Raw genomic sequence first — 12,132 nt, forward strand, 5'->3', positions numbered from 1 at the left:
ATGCGAGTCGTCTGTGTGGCCGGGGCACGCCCCAACTACATGAAGATCAAGCCGGTGATGGACGCCCTGGAGCGCCGCGGCGCCGAGGTGCTCCTCGTCCACACCGGCCAGCACTACGACCCGGCGATGAACGACGTGTTCTTCGCCGACCTCGGCATCCGCCCGCCGGACCGCTTCCTCGGGGTCGGTTCCGGCAGCCACGCCGAGCAGACCGGACGCGTGATGACCGCGTTCGAGCCGCTCCTCGACGAGGTGTCCCCGGACGTGGTGGTCGTGGTCGGCGACATCAACTCCACACTGGCCTGCGCCCTGGTGACGGCCAAGGCCGGGCCGCTGCTGGCCCATGTGGAGGCCGGGCTGCGCAGCCGCGACTGGAGCATGCCGGAGGAGGTCAACCGGGTCGCCACCGACCGGGTCAGCGACTATCTGCTGACCCCCTCCCCCGACGCCGTCGACAACCTGCGCGCGGAGGGGTACCGGGAGGACCAGATCCATCTGGTCGGCAATGTCATGATCGACACCCTGCTGGCCAACCTGGAGCGGGCCCGGGCCTCGGACGTCCTCGATCGATTCGGCCTGGCCAAGGGCGAGTTCGGCCTGGTCACCCTGCACCGGCCCGCCAACGTGGACGACCCGGAGGTCCTCACCGGGCTGCTCAAGGCCCTGGGCGAGATCGCCGGCCGCTGCCCGCTCGTGCTGCCCGTGCATCCGCGCGCGGCCGGACGGCTGGCCGAGATCGGCGTCCCCGGGGGCATCCGGCTCGTGCCGCCCGCCGGGTACCTGGACTTCATCGCCCTGCAGGACTCCGCGCGCGTCGTGCTGACCGACTCCGGCGGGGTACAGGAGGAGACCACCGCGCTGGGCGTGCCGTGCGTGACCCTGCGGGACAACACCGAACGGCCCGTCACCGTGGAGCAGGGCACGAACGTGCTGGCGGGGCGGGATCCGGCGCGGATCACGGCCACCGTGAACGCGGTACTGGACCGGCCGCCCGCCCCGCGCCGGCCCGAACTCTGGGACGGCCGCGCGAGCGACCGTATCGCCGAGGTGCTGCTGGCGGGAGGCACCGCGAACACCCGGCCGAGACCGACCGACCGGCCCGCCGCTCGACCCACGCATGAGCCCACTCATCAGCCCACCGAGGACCGAACGTTCCCCATATGATCCGCTTGCAACTTATGCTCGTCGAACGTTTGGTCGCGAGGGGGGACCGTCATGGATCTCGCTGAGATCTTCCGGGTCATGCGCAGGCGCTGGTACGTGCTGCTGCCCGGACTGCTGCTGACCGCCGGCCTGATCGCCGCTGTGATCGTGCTGGTGCCGGTCAAGTACCAGTCGCAGAGCACGGTGGTCCTGCTGAACTCCCAGAAGGCCACCCAGGCTTACGACGGCAATCCCTTCCTCAGCACCCAGACCTCGCTCACCGGCATGGCCGACAGCCTGGCCCGCAACCTGAACTCGGACGACTCACTGCGGGATCTCAAGGCCCGTGGCGCCAAGGGCACGTTCGCGGCCAAGCTCGCCGACAACGCGCAGGGGCCGCTGATGTGGCTCACCGTCACCGGCACCGACAAGGCCTCCGTCCTGTCCTCGGACAAGACCCTGACCGCGTACGCCAAGGAACGGCTGGACCAGTTCCAGAAGGAGCAGTCCGTCGCCCCGAAGGCCATGATCCGGATGACGACGATCGTGCCGCCGCAGAACCCGGTGGCGCAGACCAAGACACGGCTCGAGTACATGGTCATGGCGGGGGGCCTCGGGCTGGTGCTCACCCTGGCCGCGGCCTTCTACGTCGAGGCGCGCAAGAGGTCCGCGCACACGCCCGAGCTGCCCGCCGGGCCCACCGAGCCCTCAGGGGAGGCGGACGCGGCCGGCCCCGTCCGCCCGGCCGGGGAATCGGTCGTGGAGGAGACGCTCGCCATCCGGCAGCCGCCCCGCTGGTCGCAGTCCTCCGGGGCCGGGGCCGCCGCCGCAGAGCCCGACACACCACGGCACGCCATGGCCGTGGCGTCCGCCGCAGAGCCGCTCGACGAGGAGTCGACTCATGGACATCGCCCGCGCACCGGACAGCGGGACCGGTGAGACGAGCGACGCACCCGCTCCTCCCGACCCCGTAGTACCTCCCGCTGTTCCCTCCTCCCTCGGCCGCAAGGTCCGTTCCGCGGCCCGGTGGAGTCTGATCAACACCGTCGTCCTGCGCCTGGGCAACTTCGCGACCGGCATCGTGCTGGCGCGTTTCGCCCTTGGCCCCGCGGAATGGGGCGTGTACGGCATCGCCCAGACCGTGCTGCTCGTCCTGCTGTCCGCGAACGAACTGGGCGTGGGCCTGGCCATCGTGCGCTGGGAGGGGGACGCACGGCGGTTCGCGCCGACCGTGCTGACCCTCAGCACCCTCTCCAGCGGTCTGCTGTACGTGGCGCTGTTCGCGGCCGCGCCGACGGTGGCCGGCCTGCTCGGCTCGCCCGACGCCGCGAACGTCCTGCGGGTGATGTGCCTGTGCGTGGTGATCGACGGGGTGGCACAGGTCCCCGGCGGCTTCCTCACCCGTGAGTTCGCCCAGGGCAGGCGGATGATCATCGACGGGCTCAACTTCGTGCTCGGCACGGCGGTGACACTGCTGCTGGCCTTCGAGGGCCAGGGCGCGATGAGCTTCGCCTGGGGCGCCGTCGTCGGCAACGTCGTCACGCTGATCGGCTGCGCGCTGGCGGCCCCGGGCACCCTGAGGTTCGGCTGGGACCCCGGGCAGGCCCGGGCGCTGCTGAGGTTCGGGCTGCCGCTGGCGGGGGCGAGCATGCTGGCCCTCGCGGTGGTCAACGTCGACACGATGGTGGTGGGCGCGACGCTCGGCAACGTCGCGCTGGGGTTCTACGTCCTCGCCTTCAACATCTCCGGCTGGCCCGTACGGATCATCTCCGAGGCCGCCCGCCGGGTCTCCTTCGCCGGGTTCTCCCGGCTGGCCGCCTCACCGCAGGCGCTCGCCCAGGGTTTCAGCCGTGCCCTGGGTGTGGTGATCACCGGCACCGTCCCGCTCTGCGTGCTGCTGGCCGGTCTCGCGGAGCCGGCCATCCGGCTGATCTACGGCAGCCAGTGGACCCCCGCCGCCGCGGCACTGCCCTGGCTGATGGCCCTCGGCCTGATCCGGATCGGCAGTGAACTCGCCTACGACTGCCTGGTCGCGGTCGGACAGCGCCGCTCGCTCTTCCTGGTGCAGGGCCTGTGGCTGGTGGCCCTGATCCCGGTGCTTCTCCTCGCCGCCCGTCTGAACGGCATCGTGGGGGTGTCCCAGGGCCATGTCCTGGTCGCCGGCGGCCTGGTGGTGCCGGTCTTCCTGATCGCCCTCCACCACGGCGGCATCGGCATCGGCCGGATCGCGCGGGCCTGCGCGTGGCCGTTCCTCGGCGGGGCCGTGATGGCCGTCGTCATCCTCGGCATGGAGCGCCTGCTCGGCGACGGGCGGCTCGCGCTCCTCGCCATCGGCACCGTGGCCCTGGCCGGCTACGTGGTGTGCGTGCTGCCCAGCCTCGACTTCCTGCGGGGCGTCGGCCGACAGGACATGAGGTGAGCCCGATGTCACGGCGTACCGCCCGGAGCACGCTCGTGTGGCCGCTGCTCGCCGCTCTGCTGGCGGCCCTGGGGACGGCCTGCTCGGGGTCGGACAAGTCCGCGTTGCCGGACTGCCCGGACACCGCGCTGACCTGCCCCGCGAGCGGGTCCTCGGCACCCCCCGGCAGCGATCCGCCGACCTCGCCCGGCGAGACGACGGCGAGCCCCTCCGCCACCTCGTCCACGACGGCGCAGCCCACCACGACGGCCGGCGGCACGAGCAGCACGTCCGGGAAACCCTCGTCCCGGGCCGCCTGCACCTCCCCCGGCGCCTGCGGCTTCCCCGACGCCCGCACCACCGGCCCCCGGATCCCGCTCAAGCCCCACAAGACCGGCTACCTGGCCGTCCGTACCGACGGGACGGTCATCCGGGGCTGGGACATCACCGGCTCGCTCGACATCTACGCGAACGACGTCACCGTGATCGACACGAAGATCACCTCGGACAGCTGGTGGGGCGTCAATCTGCGCGCCGGTTACCACGGGCTGCGGGTCCTGCACTCCACCATCACCGCCGTGCCCGGCAAGGGACCGGACAACGGCGGGGTGGACTACGCGGTGTCGAACATGGGGGGCAGTTCCGTCGAGGTCGGCTGGTGCGACGTCTCCGTGTTCGGCGACGCCCTGTCCATGGGCCAGGGGAACATCCACGACAACTACGTCCACGACATCGTCCCGTTCGTCAACCAGGGCGGCGAGTGGCAGCACACCAACGCGGTGATCAGCGGCGGCGGCAACACCGGGCAGCTGATCATCCGCCACAACACGCTGCTGAACCCGACGAGCCTCAAGCAGGGGGCCTCGGGAAGCATCGGCCTGTTCGCGGACACCGGTGTCGTCCGCAACGTCACCGTCGACGGCAACTGGATCGCCGGCGGCGCGTACGCGCTCTACGGCGGTGACACGGGCGCCACCGACATCAAGGTCACGAACAACATCTTCTCCACGCAGTACCACCCCGCCTCCGGCGGCTACGGCGTGGTCGCCCACTGGAACGCCGAGGGCGCCGGGAACATGTGGCGGAACAACCGGATGTCCGACGGCCGTGCGATCACCCCGGAGCCGGCCTCGTGAGCGGCGGCCTGACGCGCCGTGTCGCGCGGGCGCCCTGGACGGTGCTCAAGGCCTTGTTCGGCTGGCTGGTGCTCTTCGAGGCCAGGAACAAGGTCCTGCTGGCTCCGACGGCGGTACGGCTGCGCCGGATCGAGGACGCCGAGACCCGACGCCTCGCCGCCGGTCTCCCGTCGCCGCCCACGGCGCTGGTCGCCACGGTGATCGCCACTCACCGGCGTCCCGAGGCGTTGTGTGCCGCGGTGCGCTCGGCCCTGGACCAGACCGTCCGCGACCAGGTCGTCATCGTGGTCGACGACGGCGCCGGACTGCCCGGACTCCCGGCCGACCAGCGACTGTTCGCCATCTCGCTCGCGAGCAACACCGGTGTGGCGGGCGTCGTCCGCAACGTGGGCATCCGCCTCACCCGCTCGACGTACGTGGCGTTCCTGGACGACGACAACCTGTGGGAACCCGACCATCTGGAACGGGCGTTGGCGGTCCTGGAGTCCCCCGGCGGACCCGACGGCGTCTACACGGCACTGCGCCGCGTCCTGCCCGACGGCACCGAGAACGACGTCCTGTCAGTGCCCTACGACCGGCGCCGCGCCGCCCGCGAAGCCTTCCTGGACACCAACGCCTTCGTCGCCCGCCGCACCCGCTCCCTGCACTTCAGCCGTCTGCGCCGGACCCCGGAGGTGCTGCCCCGGGAGGACTGGGAGCTGATCCGCCGGTACGGCCGCACACACCGGGTGCTGCATGTGCCGCACCCCACGGTCCGGTACCTGATGAACCCGGCCAGCTTCTACACCCAATGGCGACAGCCCAGTCGAGGGCCCAGCTTCCCTTCCGCTCCGACCACAGGTGGTTGATCCCGTGCCACGATCCCGCGCCCTCAGGAACAAGTTCGTCGACGCTCCGGGCTCGCTCGGCGAACGACTCCGCATCGCCCGCTGGGAACGGTTCCGGCGCTGCTTCCCCGGCATCGAGAACATGAGCGTGGTGGACCTGGGCGGCACGGCCGAGATGTGGCTGCGCGCACCGGTGCGCGCCAAGCACGTCCACCTGATCAACCTGGAGGCGCACCCGGCCGAGCTGCCCGACTGGATCACCGCGGAGAACGCCGACGTCACCGACCCGGCGGTCGCCGCCGAACTGAGCGCCAAGGGCGGCTACGACCTGGTGTTCTCCAACTCGACCATCGAGCACGTGGGCGGCCACAGCCAGCGGCAGAAGTTCGTCGCCGCCGTGGAGCAACTGGCGCCGCTGCACTGGATCCAGACGCCGTACCGCTACTTCCCCGTCGAGCCGCACTTCGTGGCGCCCGGCTTCCAGTTCCTGCCCCTGTCCGCGAGGGCGCGCCTGGTACGGCACTGGCCGCTCGTGCACAGCCGCCCCGACTCACCGGAGTCGGCGATGAACGCCGTGATCAACATCGAGCTGCTGACCCGCACCGAGATGCGCTACCTGTTCCCCCGGTCGGAGCTCCTCAGCGAGCGGTTCCTCGGTGCCCCGAAGTCGCTCATCGCCGTGAGAACGGAGTCGGCATGCTGAACAACCTGGTCAACAGACATGACGCGGACCGGCTGCTGCGCAAGGTGCGCAAGCTGGACCTCGACCCGGTGCTGGCCAAGCTGCGGGTGCGGGGCGGTGCGCGCGTGGTCCAGCACTGGTCCCAGGTCGACCCGTCGCTGACCGAGTGGTGGGCGATCCCGGCGGTCATCAAGCGCTGGAACCTGCTGATGACCGGCGACGCGGACACGTCGTTCCCCGAGTACGTGGCCGCCGAGCACTTCGCGCCGCGCACCGATCTGCGCGGTCTGTCGCTGGGGTGCGGCACCGGCGGCAACGAGTTGCTCTGGGCGAAGACCGGCGCGTTCGGTCTCCTGGAGGGCGTGGACGTGGCGCCGGAGCGGATCGACTTCGCCACCCGCGCCGCCGCGGAGGACGGGCTCGCCGACGTGCTGCGCTTCCGGGTCACCGACGTCAACCGGATGACCGCCGACGGTGAGCGCTTCGACGTACTGCTGGGGCTGCAGTCGCTGCACCACTTCGACAACCTCGACGAGACGCTGCCGCGGCTCGCCCGACTGATCGAGCCCGGTGGGACGTTCGTGATCGACGAGTTCGTCGGTCCCACCCGGTTCCAGTGGACCGACGCCCAACTGGACGCGGCGAACATGCTGCTCGCCCAGCTCCCCGAGGAGCGGCGGCGGCTGGCCGACGGCCGGATCAAGCACCGTGTCGTGCGGCCCAGCAGGTTGTCGATGGTGCTGGACGACCCGTCGGAGGCGGTCGACGCGGCGGCGCTGCTGCCGGGGCTGCGGCGCGAGTTCGACGTCGTCGAGGAACGGCCGTACGGGGGGACGGTGTTGCACATCGCGTTCTCCGGGATCGCGCACAACTTCCGTGACGGGGAGCCGGAGACGCTGGCGCTGCTGGACCGGTGCTTCGCTGTGGAGGACGCCGCGTTGCCCGAGGTGGGGCATGACTTCATCGCGATGGTGTGTCGGCCACGGAGTTCGGACTGAGGGGGTGCCGCGATCTGCCGTCGACCGGCTGCGGGTGCGTCGTGGCTGGTCGCGCAGTTCCCCGCGCCCCTGAAGGGGCGCTTCAGGGACCCGGCGTCATGAGCAGGGCGCCCGGTCGGGCCAAGGCTGCTGCTGCTGCTCTGCTGGCCGGGCGGCCCAGTGCTGCTCGTGAGGTTTCGCGGAGCAGAACGGCCGTACGGAAGGCGGCGGTTGCCAGGGGGCCGTGGCGGCGGCGGTAGAGGCGGACGCGGTTGAGGGTGAGGAGGGTCCAGAGGCGGGGGGACACCTGGGAGTCGCCTCCCAGGTGGACGGCCTCGGCCGTGGGCTCCAGTTGGGTGGCGTAGCCCCGGTCCCGGGCGCGCAGGCAGTACTCGGTCTCCTCCGAGTAGAGGAAGAAGGACTCGTCCCACGGGCCGCAGGCGGCCAGGCAGTCCCCCGATACGGCCATCAGCGCGCCGGTCGCCCAGTCGGCGCGGGTGGGCCGCCGGTAGGCGGCGGGGGCGGTGACGAGTTCGCTCAGGGCCGGGAAGCGCCCGGCCCGGGTGTTGCCGATGACGGCCTCGCCGAGTGCCCGCAGGACGCTCGACTCGCGGCGCAGCGAGTGGTGGGGTGTGTCACTGCCCTCTTCGTAGAGGAGAGGTACGGCGATCCCGACTCCGTCCCCGAGGCTGTCGACGAGGCGCTTGGCGCAGCCCTGCCGCATCCGGATGTCGGGATTGCAGATCAGCACGGTGTCGCAGCCCTCGGCCGCGGCCAGTGCCGCGTTGATCCCGGCCGCGTACCCGGCGTTGCGGCCGGTCTCGACGACCGTGGCGGCCGGGGCCAGCGTCCGGAGCAGCTCGACGGTGTCGTCGGCGGAGTCGTTGTCCGCGACGACCAGCCGGTGGTCGAGGCCTGCCATGCCGTCGGGCAGCGCGGCGAGGAACCCGGCGAGCACCGAGGCGCTGTTCCAGGTGACGACGATGACGGCGACGGTGCTCATCGGGACTCCACGAGTTCGGGCGACTTCTTGGCTTCGGTTGCCTGGCGAGGGGCCGGGACAGGGGCGGCGGCCTCGCGGCGGATGAAGCCGAGATAGCTGCCGCCCGCGCCCAGGGTCAGGAAGAACATCCCGGCGTACATGGGGAAGCTGAGGGCGTCGAAGGTGGCGCTGATGACCAGGGCGACCAGGGCCGAGGCGAGGAAGGCCTGCCCGAGTTCCCGGTCCGACTCGGTGCGGGCGAGCCGTCGGATGGCACCGCCCTGGTGGATCCCGGTGACGAACAGGGCGAGCAGCGCGACCATGCCCACGGCGCCCATCTCCGCCAGGGTCAGCATGTACTGGTTGTCCGTGAAGAAGTACAGGTCGGGGGTGAAGGTGCCGAACCCCCGCCCGGACCAGGGGTGTTCGCTGAGGTAGGGGACGATCGCGCTGTACTTCACGGTGCGTGCCTGGGTGCTGCTGTCGGAGTTGGACAGGAAGGTGGAGAACAGGTTGGTGATGGTTCCGATCAGCCCCGGGATGATCACCTTGAAGCCGGCCACCGAGCCCAGCACGATGCCCATCGCGGCCCAGCGCCGCTGCGGCTTCCAGCGGGGCACCATCACGAGGATCACTATGGCGGCGCCGATGATGGACGTCCGGGACACCGTCAGCGGCAGCGCGCCCGCCATGATCGCCACCGGTCCCCAGCGGCGCAGCGCACCGGCGTGCCGGCGTACCGGGTCGAAGGCCTGGTGGACGGCGAAGGGGACCAGGATGGCGAGCATCCCGCCGAACTCCAGCGGGTGGGCGGTGGTGGAGCGCGGCCGGGTGAACGAGCCGCGGTCCATGGCGCTGATCCCGGCGGTGCTCGACTGCAGTCCGGGGATGTGGATGGAGTCGGCGATGTTGGTCGCGGCGAAGAAGTCGTAGTAGCCGATCAGGGCGACCACCGTGCCCAGGACGACGAGCCGGCGCATCAGGGTGTCCAGCCGGCTGCGTTCCCGGATGCCGGCCGATGTCAGCACGACGAGTGCCACCCATACGCCGAGCCCGATGAGTCCCCGGTCGGCCCCGAGGACCTCCTCGTGCGAGCTCTCACGGGTCGCGTCCGCGAGGTACGACAGCAGGACCGCGGCGGCGAGCACGCACATCACCACGCGCGGCAGTCTGGTGCCCTCGGCCGGCAGGATGCGGCCGCCGAGCCAGGTCGCGAGGTACCAGAGCAGTCCCAGCAGGGCGAAGACGTTGGCGGGGGTGCCGACACCGCCCAGCGCGGGCAGGGTGAGGTTCGACGGGATGAAGTAGGCCAGCACCAGATACCCGGTGAGGATGGTCGTGGCGTCCAGTCGGCGCACCAGCAGGCCCTTGGGCCGCTCGGGCGGGTCGGCGCGGTGGCGCCGTGGCACGTATCCGGCGACGGCGCGGCCCCGGCGGCGGACCACCGCGACGCCCTCGGCGAGGATGGACAGCAGGAACGCGCTGACCATCCCGGCGATGAGGACCGCGGCGACGTTCTGGTACCGGCTCTTCGACTGCGAGACCGGGGTCTGCGGCAGGACGACCGGCGCCGTCTGCACCGCGTACCCCTTCGGCACCTTGGAGGCGGCCTGCAGGGCCTTGAGCTGCTCCCCGGCGAAGTCGGTGAGGGTGGTGGTCTCCCGGAGGACCTTCGCCCGGTCGGTGCCGGTGACGCTCAGGGAGAGCAGCGGGCTGTCCGCCTGCGGCGCGAATCCGACCGTGTACTGGTCCGTGACGCCGCGGGAGCTCAGCTCCTTCGCCGAGTCGCTCGACTGGAGCGTTCTGATCAGCACGTCGGCCGTGACGACCAGCGAACCGCCCGCGTTCGACAGGGGGTTGCCGAAGGTCGGCGCCATGTCGGCGATCGCGGTGGAGTCGAGGAGCGTGACGGAGCTCTGCGACTGGTAGGACACCGGGATGGTGCGGTACAGGTATCCGCCCGCGAGCAGACTGAGCAGGGTGAGGGGCACCATGAAGTACCAACGCCTGCGCATGATCGCCAAAATGTCGGCGAGGCTCATGAGAACTCCCTTTTGGTGGCGGTTCGCCCCGGCGCCTGCGAGGATCGACGACGACGGAAGGAATCCCTGTGTCGCCTCGTGACGTCGCCGAAGCGCTGCTCCGCCGCTGGTACGTACTGCTGCTCGCGCTCGCGCTGACGGCCGCCGGAGCCTACAAGGTGCTGCATCCCGCCCCGCAGTTCCTGAGTTCGGCGGTGGTCGTCCTCAAACCGCCGGTGACGGGGAACCAGCCGAACCAGCTGACGAACCTCCAACCGCCGCTCGCCACCCTCTCGTACGGGGTCATCCAGCAACTGGAGTCGCCCGCCGGGCACAAGGAGCTGGAGGCCGTCGGGGTGCACGGGACGTACCAGCTGATCCCGCGCAACAGCGGAACGAGCGCGACGCCTCGCTATCTGATCCCCTCGGTGCAGGTGCAGGCACAGCGGGGCGACGCCGTCACGGCCGACACGGCGGTCGGCCGGGTCATCGAGGTCTACACCAAGCATGTGACGGAGCTGCAGAACGCCGAGGGGATCGCCCCCGGTTCGCGGATCAGCGCGTCCGTCCTGGTCGCGCCGAGCGCCGCCCCGGTGCAGGGCACCAGGACCCGGGCCCTGGCCGGTACGGCGCTGCTGGGCGCCCTCGCCGGGATCCTGGGCGCGCTCTGGTTCGACCAGTACGCGCTGCGCCGCGGGAGGAGGAAAGACCCCCTGGCCGGCCTTTCGGACCCGGTCCGCCACACCGACGGGGTCGCGGTGGCGGGCTGAGCCGCTGAACTGATCACGCATCAGATACCGCGACGCTTCCAGGACTCCCACCACAGCCACTCCCGGCCGCGCTCGGCCACGGCCGACCACACCAGGGGCTGCAGATACGGCATCGTCTTCGGCCCGATCCGTCTGCGCAGCCGCAGCGCGCGGTACTCGGGCAGCGTCGCGCAGCCCGGCAGGCACTCCTCGGCGAACGCCACGCATTCGTCGACCGGGACGACTCCGGTACGACCCCGGTCGTAGGCCCGGTAGGCCCGGCGCAGGGCGTAGCGGGCCAGGCGGGTGTGGACCTGCTCGGCCAGGCGGTCGGCGTGGGGCAGCCGGTCCCCGCACTTGGCGAGCACCGAGTCGAAGGCGACCAGGCGCTGGCGCAGGTCGTCGAGCTGGCCGCCGAAGTCGACGGTGGACATGTTGTTGCCGTGGACGCGGTAGAAGGCCTGGTCGGCGCCGCGGATGTAGCCGACGTCGGCGTGGGCGGCGAGCCGCATCCACATCTCGATGTCGCCGGCGTGCGGCAGGGCGGGGTCGTAGCCGCCGACCTTGCGCTGGAGGTCGGTGCGGACGACAACCTCGGGTGAGGTGATGCAGCCGGTGCCCTCGCGGAAGCGGCGCTCCAGCCACCACTGGCCGGGGTAGACGACCGAACCGGTGCTCTGTGTGCGGGCCTTGGGCAGCGGGCCGCCGTGCTGGAAGCGCAGCGGGCGCCCGTAGGCGAAGCCCGCCTCGGGGTGGGCGTCCAGGAGCGCGGCGGCGCGGACCAGCGCGCCCGGCACCAGCCGGTCGTCGGCGGACAGGAGGGCCACGTAGTCGCCGTCGGCCCACTCCAGGAGGCCTTCGTTGTAGGTGGCGATGTGGCCCTTGTTGGTCTCGTGGACGAGGACCTCGATCCGCGGGTCGGCGGCGGCCAGCTTGAGCGCGGCCTCCGCCGAGTTGTCGGGCGAGGCGTCGTCGATGATGAGGACCCGGACGTCAACGCCGTCCTGCTCGTCCAGGACGCTGCTCACGCAGTCGGCGAGGAAATGGCCGTACTTGTAGCAGGGGATCACAACACTGACGCTGGACATCGGTGGGGAAGCCAATCCCCGTCGGTGGTGCCCGGCCGGCCCGGCCCCGACCAACAAAGGGGGGGTGGGTAGGGGTGTTTATTTTTATTGTTTCTGATTTGGTTTTTTGGAGTGAAGGGGCAGCAGTGG

Annotated in this window: 11 protein-coding genes; 8 read left to right on the forward strand and 3 right to left on the reverse strand. The window is 71.1% G+C overall.

What is annotated here, in order from left to right:
- The 7 genes from wecB to ACIRR9_RS41415 are packed head-to-tail and all read left to right on the forward strand — an operon-like array spanning position 1 to position 7,184.
- Positions 1–1,164, forward strand: a complete 1,164-nt coding sequence (gene wecB / locus ACIRR9_RS41385) for a non-hydrolyzing UDP-N-acetylglucosamine 2-epimerase (RefSeq protein WP_403763414.1) — start codon at positions 1–3, stop codon at positions 1,162–1,164.
- A 51-nt stretch (positions 1,165–1,215) separates the two neighbouring features.
- On the forward strand, positions 1,216–2,082 hold the full coding sequence (locus tag ACIRR9_RS41390) for a chain length determinant protein (protein WP_403763417.1): 867 nt from the start codon (positions 1,216–1,218) through the stop codon (positions 2,080–2,082).
- The gene (locus tag ACIRR9_RS41395) at positions 2,045–3,562 is read left to right on the forward strand and encodes an oligosaccharide flippase family protein (protein ID WP_403763420.1); all 1,518 of its coding nucleotides are present in this window, start codon (positions 2,045–2,047) and stop codon (positions 3,560–3,562) included. Before ACIRR9_RS41390 ends, ACIRR9_RS41395 begins: the two co-directional genes overlap by 38 nt.
- A gap of 5 nt (positions 3,563–3,567) precedes the next feature.
- Positions 3,568–4,677 (forward strand): hypothetical protein, encoded by a 1,110-nt coding sequence (locus tag ACIRR9_RS41400; RefSeq protein ID WP_403763423.1) that lies wholly within the window; start codon positions 3,568–3,570, stop codon positions 4,675–4,677.
- The gene (locus ACIRR9_RS41405; RefSeq protein ID WP_403763426.1) at positions 4,674–5,525 is read left to right on the forward strand and encodes a glycosyltransferase family 2 protein; all 852 of its coding nucleotides are present in this window, start codon (positions 4,674–4,676) and stop codon (positions 5,523–5,525) included. Before ACIRR9_RS41400 ends, ACIRR9_RS41405 begins: the two co-directional genes overlap by 4 nt.
- 4 nt (positions 5,526–5,529) lie before the next feature.
- Positions 5,530–6,207 (forward strand): class I SAM-dependent methyltransferase, encoded by a 678-nt coding sequence (locus ACIRR9_RS41410; protein ID WP_403763429.1) that lies wholly within the window; start codon positions 5,530–5,532, stop codon positions 6,205–6,207.
- Positions 6,201–7,184, forward strand: coding sequence for a class I SAM-dependent methyltransferase (locus ACIRR9_RS41415; RefSeq protein WP_403763432.1), 984 nt, complete (start codon positions 6,201–6,203; stop codon positions 7,182–7,184). Before ACIRR9_RS41410 ends, ACIRR9_RS41415 begins: the two co-directional genes overlap by 7 nt.
- An 82-nt stretch (positions 7,185–7,266) precedes the next feature.
- Here ACIRR9_RS41415 and ACIRR9_RS41420 read toward each other — a convergent pair whose 3' ends face one another.
- Both ACIRR9_RS41420 and ACIRR9_RS41425 read right to left on the reverse strand, forming a co-directional pair.
- Positions 7,267–8,166, reverse strand: coding sequence for a glycosyltransferase family 2 protein (locus ACIRR9_RS41420; RefSeq protein WP_403763435.1), 900 nt, complete (start codon positions 8,164–8,166; stop codon positions 7,267–7,269).
- The gene (locus tag ACIRR9_RS41425; protein ID WP_403763438.1) at positions 8,163–10,187 is read right to left on the reverse strand and encodes an O-antigen ligase family protein; all 2,025 of its coding nucleotides are present in this window, start codon (positions 10,185–10,187) and stop codon (positions 8,163–8,165) included. The genes ACIRR9_RS41420 and ACIRR9_RS41425 overlap by 4 nt, the downstream gene beginning before the upstream one ends.
- A 68-nt stretch (positions 10,188–10,255) precedes the next feature.
- Here ACIRR9_RS41425 and ACIRR9_RS41430 point away from each other — a divergent pair, with 68 nt between their 5' ends.
- A complete protein-coding gene (locus tag ACIRR9_RS41430) occupies positions 10,256–10,936 on the forward strand; it encodes a hypothetical protein (RefSeq protein WP_403763441.1) in 681 nt (226 codons plus the stop codon).
- A gap of 20 nt (positions 10,937–10,956) precedes the next feature.
- Here the strand turns inward: ACIRR9_RS41430 and ACIRR9_RS41435 are convergent, their stop codons facing one another.
- Entirely contained in the window at positions 10,957–12,003 is a 1,047-nt protein-coding gene (locus ACIRR9_RS41435; protein WP_403763444.1) for a glycosyltransferase family 2 protein, read from the reverse strand.
- Between the last annotated feature and the right edge of the window lie 129 nt (positions 12,004–12,132).

This window comes from Streptomyces sp. NPDC101234, assembly GCF_044767525.1.
GTDB classification, from domain to species: domain Bacteria; phylum Actinomycetota; class Actinomycetes; order Streptomycetales; family Streptomycetaceae; genus Streptomyces; species Streptomyces sasae.